We start from the raw sequence: 18,792 nt of genomic DNA on the forward strand, positions 1-18,792 counted from the left end.
AAAGCCTCTGCGCCGATGGTACTGCGTCTTAAGGCGTGGGAGAGTAGGTCGCCGCCAGGTCACTCAGGCACACGAGAAACCACACACAATCCAACACACACACAAGCGCCCGTCATCCTCACTCACCAAACCCATCGCCCGCGGGGTGGAGCAGCCCGGTAGCTCGTCAGGCTCATAACCTGAAGGCCGCAGGTTCAAATCCTGCCCCCGCAACCAAATCACAAAAGCCCCTGAAAGCCAAAAGCTTTCAGGGGCTTTTTGCTGTGTGCCCTATCCGCGAAACCCGTTATCCACCGTCAGCGCGTTGGTGGAGCGCCACGCGTCGTTCAGCAGAACGGACACGCGGTCGCCGCGCCGGACGGGGACCGCGTCGATCAAGGGGCTGAACACCTCCGTCGACCAGATCAGGAAATCACCGAACCACAGCTCCTGAATCCACATCACCGCGTTCAGGATTCCGGCCGATTCCACCGTCAACACCGCCCGTTCCGGCAGCCGGACAAAGCGCCCGCCGCCGTCGTAGCGAATCTCCGTCACTGGGGCGGGATCGCCCAGGAAACGCCCGCCGCCGCGCCGGTGGCGGTAGCCGCCGTTGGTGAAGCCAGGCGACCAATCGTAATCCCCGAACGTCACCGGGCGGGACCGGTTGTAACCGATCTCGGTGGTCATCGCGTCGAACAGCGGGCCAAGCTTCAGGCCGCAACGTTGTTCCAGGTCCGTGACCGAGCGGCGCAGGTCGGTCAATTCGGAATAGACGTCGATCGGCGGCCAATCGCAGGGAACCGCCCGGTACACCACCCGATTCGGCACGGTGACGCAGGAGGGCAGGCCGAAGCGGTGGCGCAGATCGCAGACGGCGGTGGAGCGCGCCTCGTCCACCACGATGTGGTTGGTGTAGATGAAGGCGAACAGCGTGTCGAACCGGCCCGACAGATCCGCCGGGGTCAACTGGCGCAGGTCGGCCTCCAGAAAGCGGATGCGGTCCTCCACCCCGTTGGCGCGGGCCAGATCGCGGGCGAGATCGACGTGGTCGCGGTCCACCGCCACGATCTCCCCGGCCCCGGCCTCCAGAGCCAGGAAGGAGAGAATGCCCATGCCGCAACCGGCGTCCAGCACACGGGCACCGGGGCGGACGGCGGCGCGCACCGCCTGCTTGACGCTGAAGGTCCGATCCAACCGCAGCAGGTTGCGCAGATGCATGGCGACGGAAAAGTGAACGTCGCGGGTCGGCGGCGGGGGGGCGGCGGAACGCTCGGTCATCGCGGTTGGCCTTCCAGTTGACGCAAGTCGGGTGATGGATCGGCGCGTGACGCACGCCCGCGCCGGATCATGGTGGGTTGGGCGGGCTGCCCTCAGATCGCCCGCAGCCGTTCAAAGAAACCGGTGACGCGGCTGTTCAACTCCGCCGCTTCGTGTTGCAGGGCGTCGGACGCGCCGTGCAGATCCCCGGCGGCCTGGCTGGTGGTTTCCGCCGCCCCCGCCACGCCGTTGATGTGGGTGGACACGTCGCGGGCACCGTCGGCGGCGCGCCCGATGCTGCGCGCAATCTCCTGCGTGGTCGCCCCCTGCTGTTCCATGGCCGACGCGATGCCCATGGAGATGTTTCGCATGCTGCCGACGATCCCGCCGATGGCGGAGATGGCCGCCACGGCGCGGTCGGTCTCCCCCTGGATTTCGCCGACGAAGGCCTGGATTTCAACGGTGGCCTGGGTGGTCTGGTTGGCCAGCACCTTCACCTCGCTGGCGACCACGGCGAAGCCCTTTCCGGCCTCTCCGGCGCGGGCCGCTTCGATGGTGGCGTTCAGCGCCAGCAGGTTGGTTTGGGTGGCGATGTCCTGGATGACCTTGACGATGGCCTCGATCCGCTGGGCGGCACTCGCCAGCCCTTGCATGGTGGTGCTGGTGCGTTCGGTTTCGGTCACGGCGCGCTCGCTGACTTCGGTGGAGTTGGCGACCTGCTGGTTGACCTCTCGCACCGCCGCTGACAGCTCCTCCGCCGCGCTCGCGATGGTTTCGACGTTGGCGCTGGTCTCGTTCGCGGCCCGGTTGACCGCGTCGATCCGGCCCCGGCTGTTCTGCGCCATGTCCGACAGGCTGCCCGCGTTGGCGCGCACCTGTTGGGCCGCCGCCACGACCGCCGCGACGATCTGGCCGATCTGGCCACGGAACTCCTCCAGCGACCGTTCGACGGCCTCCTGTCGGCGCTCCTTGGCAGCCTGCTCGGCGGCTTGTGCCGCGATCAGTTCGTCGGCCTTGCGGCGGTTCTCCCGGAACACCTCCAGCGCGCGGGCCAGCACGCCGATTTCGTGGCGGTCGTCCAGATGGGGGATGTCAACCGACAGGTCGCCGTTGGCCAGACGCCCCATGCCGTCGGCCATCACCGCCACCGGGCGGCTGATGCTGCGGGCCAGCGCGTAGGCCAGCGCGCTGCCCACCAGAACCACCACCGCCGAGATGCCGAGGTAGATTTCGAGGATGCGGTTGAAGATCGCATCGACGTCGTCGATGTACAGGCCGGTGCCGATCGACCATTGCCAGGGCTTGAACTCTGCCGCGTAGGCGATTTTGTCCACCGGCTCGGTCTGGCCGGGGCGGGGAAAGCGGAAGCTGTAGAAACCACCGCCGCGCTGGGCCGCCTCGATCTGCAAACGCACGGTCGGCACGCCGTCGGCGGTCTTGAAATCCAGACGGTTCTTGCCCTCGAACGCGGTGTTGGCGTGAACCATCGTCACCCCGTCGAATCGGGTGGCGAAGAAGTAATCCCCGGCACCGAAGCGCAGCGGGCGCATCTGGTCGCGCGCGGCCTGTTGGGCCTGCTCGCGGGTGAGCTGGCCCGACGTCTCCTTGTCGTGCCAGCTCTGCACCATGCCGCGCACCACGCCGACCGTCTGGCGCAGCTGTTCCTTCCGGTCTTCCATCAGGCTGTCGCGCAGCACGCTCAGGCCATAACCGATGACCACCGTCAGGGCGATCAGCAGGACGGGGATGAACAGCATCAGCCGATGGGAAATGCGCAGTCGTTTCAACATGGAACCCTCGCGCGTCGTTTGGTTTGCGTCGTCTGCTTCCTGGGGTGTCTCTGGTCCGCCGGTGGCCGCGTTCAGGCGACCAGACACGGAACCGGGTCGGGGTGTGCGGAGCGGGACGTGGGGGACAGGTTGCGACCCAGAACGGTGTCCGTCAGGTCCAGCGGCAGGCCCAACTCCTGCACACAGGCGGTGGCGTGGGCCTCGTACAGGGCGGACACACCCATGCGGTCGATGAGGGCGATGTCCGCGTCGGTCACGGCCCCACGGTCCCGCGCGATGTAGCGGTAGCCCGATCCGGCGCGGTGGATGCCGGGCACGAAATAGACTTCCGGCTCCTTGGTGAAGATCAGGCTGGACTGGTCGCTGTCGAACGCCTCGACCGCGCCCCAATCGGTGACGGCCTGGGGCGAGAAGTGACCGGTCAAGCCGAGATGGCCGAACAGCGCGGCGGTGGCGCGCAGCGGGTCGCGGCTGGCTTCGTGGGCGTAATGGATGACGGCCACCCCCTCGCGCCGGGCGTAGCGTTCGACCCGTATGGCGTTGAGCGAGGCGAGGATGAAGTGTGCCACCAGCCGGTCGCGCGGCACCCGGTCGGCCCATTTGGTCAACCAGGAGGCCAGGGATCTCACCGGATCACGGTCCAACAGGATCAGGTGCAGCCGGTCGGCGGGATAGCCACCCTCGATCAGCATCTGCAACGGGTTGTAGAGGCATTCGGCCATCAGATAGGGACCGGCCACGTCCTTGCTGAAGATCGCCGCGTGCTCGTGCGCTGGGGGCGGTTGCCAGGAACCCGGCGGGTCGCCGGTCAACGTGCTGCGCATCAGCGCCTTGATCGGTTGGAAGAAGGAGGGAATCCCCGCCTCGCCGAACAGGTTGGCCAGCGCGGTGGAGCCGACGCGGCACCGGCCCCAGCCGTAACAGAGATGGGGAAAGGCGTCGGCGGGAAGATGGTGCAGGTCGTCGGCCAGCAGGGACGCCACCCGGAGGGTCAGGTCGTCCAGCCGGAACGGGCGGGTCTGGTATTTGCCATCCGGCTCCAACCAGAGCGCGCGAAGGGAATCATCGTCCGCCCGGATGCGGTCGGACAGACGGAACAGCGTGTCGGCGGTGATGGTGGCGTCCACGTCGAGCCTCCTTTGCGGCATCGTTTCTGTGTCAACAGACGCGTAACCTTGCCGGGCCGGTGTCAGGACAATGATCAGAGTGATGTTGTATGAAAAATGGCGTATAGAGAGAATGACATATGAATTTTACTTGGTTGGTTCACCGATAAAGAATGTGTTTGCGGCATTAACAAAAAGTTACCTCAATGTATCTCCCATGATCATATTTTGAGGAATATCAGATTTTTTCAAATTTTATTAAAACAACGATGACGATTTTCTGAAACAGTGGCTGTCAGGAAGCTTGGATTTTTGGATGTTGAATTGAATGAACTCGGAAGGTTCGGAAGTAGAATCAAAGATCGGCAATTTGTTTGCGCTTAAAACCGTTGTGTTTCCCCTCAAAGGACGGAGGAGCAAAGCGTGTTTCAAAGGAGCAGCGCAATCCGGTATCTGAGATACGTCCGATCAAGTCACCCGCAAAAGTGGTTCACAGTGTGGTGGTGATCGATCGATCTTGGGTTGTGGCCGGTGGGTCGGTCTTTTCCTTTGGAGGGAATAAAATTTCAAAGCATGAATGAACTGGGATGGCTGCCCGCAAACGCATAGCCGCTATGCGCACACAAGACCGCCCCCTGCGGCGCGGTCAGGCAGCGCAGGGGGCGGTCTTGTGAAGGCGCGCGCGGCATCAAGCCAGCGCGACCATCATCCGTTGGTGGTCATCAGCCGATCTGCGGGCGGCGCTTCCGGGATGTGCTGGGAGACATAGCCTTCGCTGTGGATCTGGTCGTCCTTGGCCCCCAGCGACCGGGCGGCGGTGACGCAATCGCCGACGAAGGCCGGGCTTCCCGCCACAAACACCGCGTGGTTGGACAGATCGGGGAACAGGCCGGGCAGGATGGCGGGGATGCGCCCGGTCAGGCTCCCCTCTTGCGCCTCGCGCGTCAGCGTCACCACAACCTTGAAATTGCGGTGCTTCGCCTGCCAATAGGCCAGCAAGCCTTGCTCGTACAGGTCCCGCCGGGTTTGGGCGGAGACCACAAGCGTCACCGGCGGGCGGTAGCCCCGGCGCAGCGCCGCGTCGGTCAGGGCCAGAATCGGGGCCAGACCGGACCCGGCGGCCATGCACAGTACCGGGCTGTCGACCGATGGGTCGCCGATGAAGGTGCCATAGGGACCGGACAGGCGGACCTGATCGCCAACGCTGAGGCGGTCATGCGCCCAGGCGCTGGTCGGGCCGCCATCGACCCGCGTGATCTGCAAAACGATCTCGCCGTCCGGGCGCGGGGCGTTGGCGATGGAGTAGCAGCGCGGCGGCGCGCCCGCCGCCGCGTCGCCCAGCATCACATATTGCCCCGGCCAATAGCGCAGCGGCTGGCCCAGCGGGCGCAGGCGCAATTCGACGATGCGCGGGGTGCGGGCGATGCGGTCGGTGACGACGAACAGCGCGTTCTCGCGCGGCGGAAACAGTTTGGGCTTGGCGTCGGCGGTCCCGTATTCGATCACCAATTCGTCGGAAATCGGCTTGGCCATGCACATCAGGCCATAGCCGTCCTTCCGCTCGCCCTGCGACAGCGCCATGTCCAGGACCATGCCCTGGTCGAACTGGCCGCTGATGACCTTGACCTTGCATTCGCCGCAGGCCCCGGCGCGGCAATTGTTGGGCAGGGCGTAGCCCGCCTGTTCGAGCGCGGACAGAACGGTTTCGCCGTCGCGGCACTCCACCGTGCGGCCCGAGGGATGAAGGCGAATGCGGCTCACCGGGATGGTCCTTTGTTTCGAACGGAGGGCAGGGAACGGACGGCAGGGCGGACAAGGCCCCTCCCCCGCGACTGGGGGAGGGGGGAGGCAAGCGCGTGATGTGAAGGCGCGCGATCAGAACACGGGGATGATCTCGTCCATGTCGATGTCGCGGACTTCCTCGCCGGTGATGCCCACCTCGGGGATTGCCGGGAACGGGATGCTGTACCGGTCCAGAACGCCCTTCAGGTTCAGCATGGCGTTGCGCCAGTTCTCCTTCTTGGCCTCGTAGGTCGGGATGTGGAAACCGGCCTTGCGAGCGACCTCCTCACCGGCGCGCTGGTTGGCGATGAAATCCTCCGGCAGGTCCCAGAACTGCGGGGGCGGTTCGAACAGCACGGCGGACAGGAACAGATACCCGGCGCGGATCTGCTTGGTGATGACGGCGCGGTCTTCCGGCGGCAGCTTGGGGTAATCGCGCTCCATCACCGACATGCAGATCGCCATGTGGCGGCCCTCGTCGCGGCCGATGTTGCGGAAGGCGTCCTTGAACACCGGCTCGGTGCAGCCCGCCGCCATCTGGTGGAAGATGGTGGCCGCCGCGATCTCGCCCATCAGGAAGGAGCTGAACAGCACCGCCAGCGAGTATTTCGGCACCGCCTTCTTGTAGCCATCCCAATAGCGGCCGCCGTTGTAATAGAGCCAATGGGCGTTCTTTTGCAGGCGGCGGCCAAGCTCGGTCTTCGGCTCGTAGGTCAGCGGGCTGGAGGCTTCCAACAGCTTGGTGATGGCCAGACCGCACATCTGCTCGTGGTTCTGCTCGTCGCGGGTGACGGAGAAGAAGCAGCGGCGGACGGGATCTTCCTCGTGCACCTCATAGGTCTTGATCAGCGCGTGGGCGAAGACCGGCGGGGCGGAGGCGTCGAACACCGACAGGATCGTCCACCAATAGGCGATGGCCTCGCGCTCTTCCCAGCTGTAGCGGGTGACGTCGAAGGTGTCCCAGCACAGCTTGGCGGGATCCCAGTTTTCCCGCTGGGCGGCGGCGTACACCTCTTCCAGCTTCTTGGTGTGGGATTCCCAGGACAGGGGGTAGACGTTGGGCTGCGGCGTGGCCGGGGGGAGGTCCATCGTGTTGGCGATGGGGGTGTAATCCTTGGCCATGGGGGCGTGTCCTCCTGGACTTTATGGGGGCGCTCGCGTTTGTCCATCGGCGCCGTGTGGTGATTTTATGACGCATATTTTCAGCATCATCAACATTTTATGTATCATATAAACGCGGCGGCAAATCCGGGGTTAAAATTATGATATTAAACAGGAAAATGAGAATTTATGAGGATTGATCCAGATCAATTCTCACAAAAAACCAGAATCTTATATGAAATCTGTATCGTAAAACGCGGGTCTGGTACCTCGCGCGTCTCCGCTCCGGCCCAACGGGGATGGGGCGGGATGCGAAGACGCGGGCAGGCGCGGGCGGATCCGGACGCGGTGGGGTCAGGCGGTGGCGAGGGACTCGGCGTCCGTCGGCGACAACCCGCCGAAACGGGCGAAAAACTCCGGCTGCGCCTCGGGCAACGGGCCGTTGGCGGTGGTCAGGGCCGCCATCAGATGGGCTTCCGACGGTCCGGTGAGGCGGCGGTAGAGGTTGCGGGTCAGCATCCGCGATTCCTGCCCTGGCCAATCCGACGGCAGCAGGTCCTGCGGCAGCATCGGGTCGCGCAGCAGGATGCGGCGGAAGTCGTGGATCATCAGCGTGCGCAGGACGAAGCACAGCCGGGGATCGGGATTGTCCACCCCGTCCAGCGCCGCCCACAGCGGGCGGAAGCGATCCAGAAAGGCGGTGTAATCATGCTCCAGTTGATCCACGTCCCAACAGGCGCGGACCAGATCGCGCAGCGCGCCGAATCCGCCCGCCCGGTCCAGCGAGGCTTTCATGTGCACCACCTTGTCGGCCACCCCCAGCCGGGCGAGCAGCCGGTGCATCGCCCCTTCGTCGCAATTGGGGTGGGCGTACACGGTGGGGGAGGCGGCCCCGAACCCCTCCCACAGCAACTCGCGCTTCAGCGTGTCGCGCGCCTCGGCGTCCAGCGCGTTGGGCGGCAGCATCAGGATGTCCCACCCGCGATCCCACACGCTGGCGAGCGGGGCGTAGATCCGCCGTTCGGCCACGGCGAAGCGTTCCTTGCCGCTGTCGGTGACGCGGTAGAAGCTGCGCCGCCCGATCTGGGTGTTGTCCAGCCAATCATCCTTGCACAGCCGGAAGACGGAGGTGCGGACGATGCGCTCGCTCATGCCGAAATGCGCCATCAGGTCGATCAGGCTGCCCAGCCACGCCGACCCGCCATGCGGTAACACGGCGTCGCCATAGACGGTGATGATGAGCGACTTGGCGCGCGGGGCCACCGCGTCGAGCAGCGGGGCGACGAGATCTTCGGTGCGGCGCGGGCGGGCCATGCGGGCGCGGTGTCCTTACGGTCGGGGCGGATCAAGGCACCTGTATACGCAACCGACCCCATCCAGGGCCAGAGCCAAGGATGCCCAACCGCCCCCGCGCGGCCCGACGCACCCGGACCGTCCAGGCCTGGACCATCCCGGCCCCGGACTTTCCGTTTGACAATCATTAATATGATACACTAACGTCTAAACAGCAATTGAAAGTGTGTCATAAAACGAAGCGTCGGCCGATCAAGCTCTGGCGACTGGTTTGGGTTGTTGGGCGGGGTGCTGGCGCAACATCCACAAAACCATTTTTACATTAGGGGAAAATTTTTTCTTCCGAAACGGTTTCGTTTGAAACATTATGGTTGGCAAATCGTCCCCCGGGCTGAAAACGGGGGCGCATCCAAACGGGAGGACACCATGCGCATCCGCTTGCTCTCCACCATGGCCGCCGTCGTCGGCCTCACCCTTGGCGCCGTTGCCGGAACGGCGAGCGCCGCCGACCCGATCAAGGTCGGGGCCATCGTGTCGGCCACCGGCCCGGCCTCCTTCCTGGGCGATCCGGAAAAGAAGGTGCTGGAACTCTACGCCGACCGCATCAACCAGGCGGGCGGGGTGGCCGGGCGTCCGGTGCAGCTGACCGTGTATGACGATGGCGGTGCGGCGGACAAGGCGGCGTCCTTCACCAAGCGCCTGATCGAAAGCGACAAGGTGGACGTGATCGTCGGCGGCACGACGACGGCGACCACGATGGCGGCGGTGCCGCTGGTCGAACGCGGCGAGGTTCCGTTCATCTCGCTGGCCGGTGCCGTGGTGATTGTCGAACCGGTCAAGAAATGGGTGTTCAAGACCCCGCACACCGACCGCATGGCGGCGGAAAAGGTGATGGACGATCTGAAAAAGCGCGGGCTGACCAAGCTGGCGCTGGTGTCGGAGGATTCCGGCTTTGGCAAATCGGGCCGCGAACAGACGCTGGCCGTCGCCAAGGAACGCGGGATCGAGCTGGTGGCCGATGAAACCTATGGCGCGAAGGACACCGACGTCACCGCGCAATTGACCAAGATCCGCAACAACCCGGCGGCCCAGGCCGTGTTGGTGTTCGGGCTGGGGCAGGGGCCGGCGGTGGTGACGAAGAACTACCGTCAGCTTGGCATCAATCTGCCGCTCTACCAGTCGCACGGCGTGGCGTCGAAGGAATACATCCGTTTGGCCGGTGGTGCGGCGGAAGGCGTGCGGCTTCCGGCGGCGGGGCTGGTGGTGGCCTCCCAGCTTCCCGACAGCGACCCCCAGAAGAAGGTCGTCGTCGAGTTCACCCAGGTCTACCAGGAGGCGTTCAGCGTCGAGGTGTCCACCTTCGCCGGTCACGCCTATGACGGGCTGATGATCGCGCTGGACGCGGTGAAGCGCGCGGGCGGGACCGACAAGGCCAAGCTGCGCGACGCCATCGAACAGACCAAGGGCTATGTCGGCACCGGCGGCACGGTGACGATGTCGGCCAAGGACCATATGGGCCTGACGCTCGACGCCTTCCACATGGTGGAGGTCAAGCAGGGCGACTGGACGCTGGCGAAGTAACGACAGGGATGCGGGTCCGTCCGTCGCCGCGCCGCCTTCTTGCAGGGCGCGCGCGGCGGCGGGCGGAGCCGCCAGACAGAGAAAGTCCACGACAGCGAAAGACCCACAATGCTCGCGGAACTGCTGCAATATCTGCTGTCGGGCCTGACCATCGGCGCGATTTACGCGTTGGCCGGTCTTGGCTTTTCGATCATCTACAACGCCAGCCACGTCATCAACTTCGCCCAGGGCGAGTTCATCATGATCGGCGGCATGGCCTCGGCCACGCTGACCGCGTCGGGGGTCCCGCTGCCGCTGGCGATCCTGATCGGTTGCGGCGGGGCGATGCTGGTGGGCGTGGCCGTGGCGAAATTCGCGGTGGAACGGGCGCGCAAGGCGTCCACCGTCACCCTCATCATCATCACCATCGGCGCGTCGATCTTCCTGCGCGGCGTGGCCGAACTGGTGTGGGGCAAGGATTTCAAACGGCTGGACGCCTTTTCCGGGGAAACGCCGATCCAGCTGTTCGGCGCGTCGCTGCAACCGCAATCGCTGTGGGTGATGGGCTGCGCCGGGGTGCTGATCGTCGCCATCGGCCTGTTTTTCAACAAGACGCTGACCGGCAAGGCGATGCTCGCCACCTCCCACAACCGGCTCGCCGCGCAGCTCGTCGGCATCGACGTCAAGCGGGTGGTGCTGGCCTCCTTCGCGCTGTCGGCGGCGTTGGGTGCGGTGGGCGGGGCGGTGGTCGCGCCGATCACCTTCTCCTACACCGAGATGGGCATCATGCTGGGGCTGAAGGGCTTCACCGCCGCCGTGCTGGGGGGGCTGGGCCATGGGCCGGGGGCCGTCGCCGGGGGCCTGATCGTCGGCGTGGCGGAGGCGCTGGGCGCGGGCTACCTGTCGTCGGCCTACAAGGACGCGGTGGCCTTCGTCATCATCCTGGCCGTCCTTCTCTTCATGCCGAACGGTCTGTTCGGCAAACGCGGCACCGAGCGGGTGTGAGCGCATGAACCGCATTCTTCATGGCCGTTTGACCGGCCTGGCCGTTCTGGGCGCGATCATCGCCGTCCTGCCGGTCTTCCTGACCAACAACTTCCACCTCGACGTCGCCATCCTCGCCGGGTTCAACGCGGTGGTGTGCGTCGGCCTCAACCTGTTGATCGGCTACGCCGGGCAAATCAGCTTGGGCCACGCCGGGTTCTTCGGCATCGGGGCCTACGCGTCCGGTGTGCTGGTCGGCGTCTATGGCTGGCCGCCTGTCGCCGCGCTGCTGGCCGGGGCGGCGTTCGTCGGGGTGCTGGCCTTTGTCGTGGCCAAGCCGATCCTGCGGCTGAAGGGCCATTATCTGGCGATGGCCACCCTGGGCATCGGCATCATCGTGTCCATCGTGCTGCGCACCGAAAGCGGCCTGACCGGCGGCCCCGACGGCATGATGGTCGAGCCGTTCAAAATCTTCGGCGTCGAGCTGTATGGCGAAAAGGCCTGGTACTGGGTGGTCGGCGTTCTGCTGTTCGGCGTGGTCTGGCTGTCCTTGAACCTGATCGACAGCCCGATGGGCCGGGCGCTGCGCGCGGTCCACGGGTCGGAGGTGGCGGCCGAGGTGGTCGGCGTCGACACCGCGCGGTTCAAGGTGATGGTCTTCGTGCTGTCGGCGGTGTTTGCCAGCGTCGCGGGCAGCCTGTTCGCCCATTACGCCGGTCTGATCACCCCGGCCAAGGCCGATTTCTTCAAATCCATCGAGCTGGTGACGATGGTGGTGTTCGGCGGCATGGCCTCCACCTTCGGGGCGGTGGTCGGGGCGGTGGTGCTGACCCTGCTGCCGCAGGCGCTGACCGTGTTCCAGGACTATCAGCAGATCGTGCTGGGCGCGATCCTGATGGCGACGATGGTTTTCATGCCGAAGGGGCTGCTTCCCACCCTGGCCGGCTTGCTCCCGTCGCGGAGGCGGGCATGAACATGCTGACATCGCACGAACCGTCTTCCGACGCCGCGCCGACGGCCCGGCGTCCCGGCCCGCCGCTGCTGCGGGTGGAGCATCTCAGCCGCGAGTTCGGCGGCGTGCTCGCCATCGGGGATCTCAGCTTCACCGTGGCGGCGGGCGACATCCATTCGATCATCGGCCCGAACGGGGCGGGGAAAACCACGCTCTTCAACCTCGTCACCGGGGTTTACAAACCCTCGGGCGGGCGGGTGCTGTTCGACGGGGCCGACGTGTCGGGGCAGGCCCCCTACCGGCTGGCGGCGCGCGGCATGTCGCGCACCTTCCAGAATTTGCAGATCTTCTTCAACATGACGGCGCTGGAAAACGTCATGGTCGGGCGTCATCTGCATCTGGACACCCGGCTGCTGCCCGCGCTGTTCCGTTTTCCCTCGCTGGTGCGCCGGGATTCCGAGGCGCGCGACCGGGCCGCGCAGTTGATGACCGAGGTCGGGTTGTCGCGCTACATCGGGGCCGACGCCGATTCCATGCCCTATGGCGCGCTGAAACGGTTGGAGATCGCCCGCGCGCTGGCGTCCCAACCCAAGCTGCTGCTGCTCGACGAACCGGCAGCAGGGCTGAACGCCACCGAAAGCCGTGAGATCGACGAGGTCATCAAGACGGTGGCCGCCAGCGGCGTCACCGTCATCCTGGTCGAACACGACATGAAGATGGTGATGGGCATTTCCGACCACATCACCGCCCTCAATCACGGGCGCAAGCTGGCCGAAGGCACCCCGGCGGAGGTGGCGGCGAACCCCGACGTCATCGCCGCCTATCTCGGCGCGGCCCCGTAAGGAACCGGATCCATGCTGTTGGAAATCGAGGGTCTGAACAGTCACTACGGCCGCATCCACGCGCTGAAATCGGCCAACCTGACCGTGCGCGAAGGCGAGCTGGTGGCGCTGGTCGGGGCGAACGGGGCGGGCAAGACCACGCTGCTGCGCACCCTGTCCGGCGTCCATCCGGCGTCCAGCGGGGTCATCAAGTTCGACGGGCGCGACATCACCCGGCTGAATCCGGTGCGCCGCGTGGCCGAAGGGGTGATCCAGGTGCCGGAGGGCCGCCAGCTCTTCGGCCCGCAAACGGTCGAGGACAATTTGCGCCTCGGGGCCTTCCGCCGGGGCAGCGGGACCCCCGACGCCGATCTGGAGCGTCTGTACGAGCTGTTTCCGGTGCTGCGGGTCAAGCGCGACCAACCGGCGGGCACGCTGTCGGGCGGGCAACAACAAATCGTGGCGCTGGGACGGGCGTTGATGGCCAAGCCGCGCCTGCTGCTGCTCGACGAACCCAGCATGGGGCTGGCCCCGCTGCTGGTCGCCGAAATCTTCGAGGCGGTGCAGCGGCTCAAGCGCGAGGGTGTGACCATCCTGCTGGTCGAACAGAACGCCCACGCCGCCCTGTCCATCGCCGATCGCGGCTATGTCATCGAAACCGGCGAGATCGTGTTGAGCGACACCGGCCCGGCGCTGTTGAGCAACGAGCGGGTGCGCCAAGCCTATCTGGGTCTTTGATCTTTTTCAGAAAACAAGAGGACGGGAACCGATGTCCACCAGCGCGCCGACCAAAGCCTTCGCCTCCACCGGCGATCTTGAGCCGAAAACCGTCACCTTCGCCGAACTGGCCCCCGGTGCCTACGCCTACACCGCCGAGGGGGATCCCAACACCGGCATCATCGTCGGCGACGACGGGGTGATGGTGATCGACGCCCAGGCCACGCCGCTGATGGCCGAGGATGTGATCGCCAAGGTCCGCACCGTCACCGACAAGCCGATCAAATACGTCCTGTTGACCCATTACCACGCGGTGCGCGTGCTGGGCGCGTCGGGCTACAAGGCCGACCACATCATCGCCAGCCGCGACACCTACGACCTGATCGTCGAGCGCGGCCAGCAGGACTACGAATCGGAGCTGGGCCGCTTCCCCCGCCTGTTCCAGGGGGCCGATTCGATCCCCGGCCTGACCTGGCCGACCATCGTCTTCGAAAACCACATGACGCTGTGGCTGGGCAAGACGCGGGTGGAGATCATGCAGTTGGGCCGGGGCCACACCAAGGGCGACACCGTGGCGTGGCTGCCCGACAGCAAGGTGCTGTTCTCCGGCGATCTGGTGGAGTTCGGGGCCACCCCCTACACCGGCGACGCCTATTTGCAGGAATGGCCCGCCACGCTCGACGCGCTGGCCGCGCTGAAGCCGGAAAAGCTGGTGCCGGGGCGCGGTGAGGCGCTGACGACGCCGGAGCTGTGCGCCCAGGCGATCACCGAAACCAAGGAGTTCCTGACCGCCATGTACGGCGCGGTGGCCGAAGCGCGCGCCGCCGGGGCCGGGTTGGGCGACGCCTTCACCCAGGCCCGCGCGGCGCTGGAACCGCGCTTTGGCCGCTGGGTGATCTTTGAACATTGCCTGCCGTTCGACGTGTCGCGCGCCTTCGACGAATCGGGCGGCATCCGCGACCCGCGCATCTGGACCGCCGACCGCGACCGCGAGATGTGGGCGGCGTTGCAGGCCTGACCGTTTCGCCCTGACGCGTTTGGCGTAGACTCGTCGGCTGATGGCGGCGCTGTTGCCTTCTCCGCGTTCAGCGGGGGCGGGAACAGCGCCGCGCCCCCATTCTCAGGAACCGCTGCTGTGAAGCTGTACGGCTATTTCCGCTCCTCCGCCGCCTACCGGGTGCGCATCGCGCTGAACCTCAAGGGGTTGAAACCCGAGATGGCCTTTGTCCATCTGCGCCATGGCGTGCAGGGGCAGCCCGAATTCACCGCGTTGAACCCGGAAAAGCTGGTTCCGGCGCTGGCGGTGGATGGCCAGGTGCTGTCCCAGTCGCTGGCGATCATCGAGTATCTTGAGGAAACCCACCCCACCCCGGCGCTGCTGCCCGCCGACCCGCTGGACCGCGCGCGGGTGCGGGCGCTGGCGCTGGCGGTCGCCTGCGACATCCACCCGCTCGACAATCTGCGGGTGCTGAAGCATCTGAAAAACGCGATGGGCCACAGCCAGGAGGAGGTCGATTCCTGGTACCGCCATTGGATCGCTGTGGGGTTGAGCGGCCTGGAAGCCCGTCTGGCGGGCGATCCGCGCACCGGGCGGTTCTGCCACGGCGACACGCCGGGGCTGGCCGACGCGCTGCTGGTCCCGCAGCTCTACAACGCCCGCCGGATGGATTGCCCGCTTGATGGCTTCCCCACCCTGTTGCGGATCGATTCGGCTTGCCGGGACTTGCCCGCCTTCATCGCGGCGGCCCCGGAAAACCAGCCCGACGCCGAGGCGTAACCGCACGGCCCACGATCACGGGCCGCTTTCGCGGTTCACCGCCGCCCGCCCATGTTATAAAGAGATCACAGAGAGCCGCCCCCCACCCGTCACACCGGTGCCGAGGGGCGGAACACCGGCGGGCAGCGGGGCAATGCTGGGCAATTTTTCATCCATAGCCTATGACCTTGCCGAGAACATCGCGGCGAGCGCCTTCGTCGTTCTGGCCTACACCGTCATCATCCGCAGCCTGGCCGGTTGGAACCACCATCTGCGCCAGGGGTTGTTCGGCCTGTTCATGGGCCTGACCATCATCTTCACGATGGTCCACCCGATCCACATCCAGCCGGGGGTGTTCATCGACGCCCGGTCGCCGCTGGTCGGGTTGACGACGCTGTTCGGCGGAACCTTCGCCGGCGCGCTGGCGGCGCTGGTGGGCGGGGGCTACCGCGTCTGGTTGGGCGGGGCGGGCATGCCGACCGGGGTGGCGAATGTCGCCCTGTCGCTGCTGGTCGGAATCGGTTATGCGCGCTGGCTTGAGCGGCGGGGTCGGCCGATGCAGGGATCGGACCTGCTGATTTTCGGCTTTGTGCTGAGCGTGGTGACGCTGACCACCATCGCGCTGCTGCCAAGCTGGGATTTGGCGTTGCAGGTGCTGGTCAAGACCGGCTTGCCGCTGCAAATCCTCATTCCCATCGGCACGCTGTTCCTGGGCGGCCTGCTGCTGCGCGAACAGCGCCAGCGCGACGCCGAAATCCGGGTGTCGGAAAGCGAGGCGCGTTATCGCCTGTTGGCCGACAACGTCACCGACCTCATTCTGGTGATGCGGGCCGATGGGCGGATCACCTACGTGTCGCCGTCGATGCGTGACCTGCTGGGCTATGATCCGGCGGACATCCTGGGCACGTTTCCGTCCGCCCTGCTTCACCCCGACGATCAGAAGCACGCGGCCAACGCCTTCACCGGGATGCAGGCGGGCGCACCCACCCGGACCATCACCCATCGGGTCCGGCACAAGGATGGCCGTTTTGTGTGGATGGAATCGAGCATGCGCCCGGCCCGTGACGAAGGCGGCGATTTCACCATCGTGGCCGCCATCCGCGACGTGACCGAACGCAAGATCGCCGAGGAGCAGTTGCGCGACGCCCGGCTGGAGGCCGAAGCGGCCAACCGGGTGAAGTCGGAGTTCCTGGCGGCGATGAGCCACGAGATTCGCACGCCGTTGAACGGGGTGATCGGCTTTGCCGATTTGCTGCTGAGCACCGATCTGACGCCTGAACAGCGCCAGTATGTGGCGCTCCAGCGCGAGGCCGGGCGCGGCCTGTTGGCGATCATCGGCGACATTCTCGATTATTCGAAGATCGAGGCGGGCAAGCTGGAGTTGGAGGAGCGTCCCTTCGACCTGCACCGGCTGATGCGCGACTGCCGCGACCTGATGAGCAACGCCGCCTCGCAAAAGGGGTTGCTGCTGCAATTGTCGATGGGCGCGGCGGTGCCGCGTTACGTGCGCGGCGACGAGGCGCGCGTTCGGCAAATCCTGCTCAACCTGCTGGGCAACGCGGTGAAGTTCACCGATCAGGGATCGGTGCTGATGACGGTCGGCCTGTTGCTGGGGGAGGAAGCCCCGGCAGAGCGCGGCACGCTGCCGCTCCTGCGTTTTTCGGTCAGCGACACCGGCGTCGGCATCCCCTTGGCCGAACAGGCCAACATGTTCCAACGCTTCAGCCAAGGCGACCGCTCCACCACCCGCCGTTACGGCGGCACCGGCCTGGGCCTGATCATTTCCAAGCAGTTGGCGGAGCTGATGGGCGGACGGATCGGCTTTCAGAGCAGCCCCGGCGTCGGCAGCACCTTTTGGTTCGAGCTGCCCCTGCCCATCGCCAACGAAATCCGCACGGTGACGGAGGAACCGGCGGCGCGCCGTTTGTCGCGCACCGGTCGGATTCTGCTGGCCGAGGATGTGCCGATGAATCAGATCGTCACCTCTTCCATCCTGTGCAAGGCCGGGCACACGGTGGAGGTGGCCGAGGACGGGTTGGCGGCGGTCGAGGCGTTGCGCGCGGGCGAGTATGATCTGATCCTGATGGACATGCAGATGCCCCGGATGGATGGGGTGCAGGCCACGCAGGAGATCCGGCGGATGGCGGGCGCGCGGGGAGCCATCCCGATCATCGCGTTGACCGCCAACGCGCTGGCCGACCAGCTTCAACGCTGCCTGGACGCGGGCATGAACGACCATGTCACCAAGCCGATCGATCGCGACACGCTGTTGAGCGCGGTCGATCGCTGGTTGGGGGCGGAATCGCAGGGTGAGGTCGGCGGGTCGGACGGTGCGGAGTTTCCCGCCGATCCCGTGCTGAACCGCGCCAAGTTGCAGACCCTGATCGACACCTTGGGACCGGAGGCCACGCCCCGTTTCGTCACCGGGACCATGAGCGAGCTGGCCTTGCGCATCGACCGCATCCTGGAGGCCGAACGGCTGAAGGACGCGGGTTTCGACGCGCACGCGATGGTGTCGCTGGCGGGGAATCTGGGGTTGGTGGAGCTGGCCCGGCTGGCCCGCGCCCTTCAGCACGCCTGCGAACAGGAGCGGCCCGACGCCCCGGCCCTGAAGGATCAGGTGCGCGAAGCGGTCAACCGCGCGTCCAACGCCCTGCGCGCCGCGTTGGCGGAAGGGGTGGGCGGTGCGCCGGAGCACCGCGATTCCACCGTCCGCCTCCCCCTTGGTGGTTGAGGGGGAGCGGGCGATGGTCAGCGGGTGATGATCACCGATTGACGATCAGGGCCACCCCGGCGACCGCCACGGCGGCCCCCGCCCAGGCCCCCTGACCCGGACGCTGGCCGGTCCACAGCCACAGCATCGGCAAAATCAGAACCGGGCTGAGGGCCGACAGGGTGGCGACCACCCCGGCGTTGCCGCTGGCCAGCGCCACCAGCAGCAGCGTCATGCCCAGCCCGATGCCGATGGCCCCGTTCACCACGACCAGAAGGGCGATCTTGGGCGTCAGCTTGCCGCCGAAGCTCAGATTCTGCCCCGGCAGCAGACCGACCAGCGTCAGCATCACCGCCCCCGCCGCCACCCGCACCGCCGCCGCCGCCACCGGGTCCACGCCCGACGCCATCACCGGCTTGGCGATGACCGACCCGATCGCCTGCCCACAGGCCCCGATCAGGCAGACGCCGACCCCGGCCACCAGGCTGCCCTGCACGGCCTCCCAACTGTGGCTGGAGCCGGAGCGCAGGGCGACGGCCAGCATCACCCCCGCCGTCACCAGCAGGATGCCCAGGATGGTCCATGCGCTCAACGCCTCCCCCAACGCCAGCCAGGCCAGCAGGGCGGTCAACGGCGCGTTGGCGGCGTAGACCACCACGTTGCGGCGGGGACCCAGGCGGCTGAGCGACCAGAACAGCGCCAAATCGCCCACGACGATGCCGAACACGCCCGACAGGATCAGCAACAGGATCGCGTGGGCGTCCAGGCTCGCCCAGCCGCCCATCAGCGTGGCGACGGTCAGCAGACCAAGGGCGACGACGCACAGGCGCAGCCGGTTGAAAGCGATGGAACCGATGGCACGCACCGGACCGATGGCGATGAGGCCGCCGACGGCCCAGCAGGTGGCGGTGCCGAGCGCGGCCAGATAGGCAAGCATGACAGGGAGGATCGTCCAATGGTTGACAGGGCCAGCACTCT

15 protein-coding genes and 1 tRNA gene are annotated in these 18,792 nt (G+C 66.2%); 9 read left to right on the forward strand and 7 right to left on the reverse strand.

Features of this window, described 5'->3' with window-relative positions:
* The first annotated feature begins 139 nt into the window (after nucleotides 1-139).
* Nucleotides 140-216, forward strand: a tRNA-Met gene (locus EJ903_RS17855).
* A gap of 54 nt (nucleotides 217-270) precedes the next feature.
* On the opposite strand, the gene EJ903_RS17860 is transcribed toward EJ903_RS17855, so the two are convergent.
* The 6 genes from EJ903_RS17860 to paaX form a co-directional block, all read right to left on the reverse strand.
* Nucleotides 271-1,260, reverse strand: a complete 990-nt coding sequence (locus EJ903_RS17860) for a 50S ribosomal protein L11 methyltransferase (RefSeq protein WP_126617962.1) — start codon at nucleotides 1,258-1,260, stop codon at nucleotides 271-273.
* Between the two features lie 92 nt (nucleotides 1,261-1,352).
* On the reverse strand, nucleotides 1,353-3,029 hold the full coding sequence (locus tag EJ903_RS17865) for a methyl-accepting chemotaxis protein (RefSeq protein WP_126617964.1): 1,677 nt from the start codon (nucleotides 3,027-3,029) through the stop codon (nucleotides 1,353-1,355).
* Nucleotides 3,030-3,100: 71 nt separating this feature from the next.
* Nucleotides 3,101-4,156 carry a sulfotransferase family protein gene (locus EJ903_RS17870; RefSeq protein ID WP_210211472.1) on the reverse strand — a complete coding sequence of 352 codons (1,056 nt, stop codon included), beginning with the start codon at nucleotides 4,154-4,156 and terminating at the stop codon, nucleotides 3,101-3,103.
* A 684-nt stretch (nucleotides 4,157-4,840) separates the two neighbouring features.
* Nucleotides 4,841-5,896 carry a 2Fe-2S iron-sulfur cluster-binding protein gene (locus tag EJ903_RS17875; protein WP_126617966.1) on the reverse strand — a complete coding sequence of 352 codons (1,056 nt, stop codon included), beginning with the start codon at nucleotides 5,894-5,896 and terminating at the stop codon, nucleotides 4,841-4,843.
* A 114-nt stretch (nucleotides 5,897-6,010) separates the two neighbouring features.
* Nucleotides 6,011-7,039, reverse strand: coding sequence for a diiron oxygenase (locus EJ903_RS17880; RefSeq protein ID WP_126617968.1), 1,029 nt, complete (start codon nucleotides 7,037-7,039; stop codon nucleotides 6,011-6,013).
* Nucleotides 7,040-7,372: 333 nt separating this feature from the next.
* Entirely contained in the window at nucleotides 7,373-8,332 is a 960-nt protein-coding gene (gene paaX, locus EJ903_RS17885) for a phenylacetic acid degradation operon negative regulatory protein PaaX (RefSeq protein ID WP_126617970.1), read from the reverse strand.
* Nucleotides 8,333-8,737: 405 nt separating this feature from the next.
* On the opposite strand from paaX, the gene EJ903_RS17890 reads away from it, so the two are divergent.
* The 8 genes from EJ903_RS17890 (at nucleotide 8,738) to EJ903_RS17925 (ending at nucleotide 17,835) form a co-directional block, all read left to right on the forward strand.
* Nucleotides 8,738-9,892 (forward strand): ABC transporter substrate-binding protein, encoded by a 1,155-nt coding sequence (locus EJ903_RS17890; RefSeq protein WP_126617972.1) that lies wholly within the window; start codon nucleotides 8,738-8,740, stop codon nucleotides 9,890-9,892.
* 108 nt (nucleotides 9,893-10,000) lie between these two features.
* Nucleotides 10,001-10,876, forward strand: a complete 876-nt coding sequence (locus tag EJ903_RS17895; protein WP_126617974.1) for a branched-chain amino acid ABC transporter permease — start codon at nucleotides 10,001-10,003, stop codon at nucleotides 10,874-10,876.
* A gap of 4 nt (nucleotides 10,877-10,880) precedes the next feature.
* Nucleotides 10,881-11,828 (forward strand): branched-chain amino acid ABC transporter permease, encoded by a 948-nt coding sequence (locus EJ903_RS17900; RefSeq protein WP_126617976.1) that lies wholly within the window; start codon nucleotides 10,881-10,883, stop codon nucleotides 11,826-11,828.
* On the forward strand, nucleotides 11,825-12,649 hold the full coding sequence (locus EJ903_RS17905; protein WP_126617978.1) for an ABC transporter ATP-binding protein: 825 nt from the start codon (nucleotides 11,825-11,827) through the stop codon (nucleotides 12,647-12,649). Before EJ903_RS17900 ends, EJ903_RS17905 begins: the two co-directional genes overlap by 4 nt.
* Before the next feature lie 12 nt (nucleotides 12,650-12,661).
* Complete coding sequence (locus tag EJ903_RS17910; protein WP_126617980.1) at nucleotides 12,662-13,366, forward strand: ABC transporter ATP-binding protein; 705 nt, start codon at nucleotides 12,662-12,664, stop codon at nucleotides 13,364-13,366.
* Between the two features lie 31 nt (nucleotides 13,367-13,397).
* Entirely contained in the window at nucleotides 13,398-14,363 is a 966-nt protein-coding gene (locus EJ903_RS17915) for an MBL fold metallo-hydrolase (RefSeq protein ID WP_126617981.1), read from the forward strand.
* A 117-nt stretch (nucleotides 14,364-14,480) separates the two neighbouring features.
* Nucleotides 14,481-15,122: a maleylacetoacetate isomerase gene (maiA, locus tag EJ903_RS17920; protein WP_126617983.1), complete on the forward strand. Its 642-nt coding sequence runs from the start codon at nucleotides 14,481-14,483 to the stop codon at nucleotides 15,120-15,122.
* A gap of 133 nt (nucleotides 15,123-15,255) precedes the next feature.
* Nucleotides 15,256-17,835: an ATP-binding protein gene (locus tag EJ903_RS17925; protein WP_126617985.1), complete on the forward strand. Its 2,580-nt coding sequence runs from the start codon at nucleotides 15,256-15,258 to the stop codon at nucleotides 17,833-17,835.
* A gap of 31 nt (nucleotides 17,836-17,866) precedes the next feature.
* Here EJ903_RS17925 and EJ903_RS17930 read toward each other — a convergent pair whose 3' ends face one another.
* Nucleotides 17,867-18,751, reverse strand: coding sequence for a DMT family transporter (locus EJ903_RS17930; RefSeq protein WP_126617987.1), 885 nt, complete (start codon nucleotides 18,749-18,751; stop codon nucleotides 17,867-17,869).
* Between the last annotated feature and the right edge of the window lie 41 nt (nucleotides 18,752-18,792).

The organism is Azospirillum griseum, assembly GCF_003966125.1.
Classification (GTDB): Bacteria; Pseudomonadota; Alphaproteobacteria; order Azospirillales; family Azospirillaceae; genus Azospirillum; species Azospirillum griseum.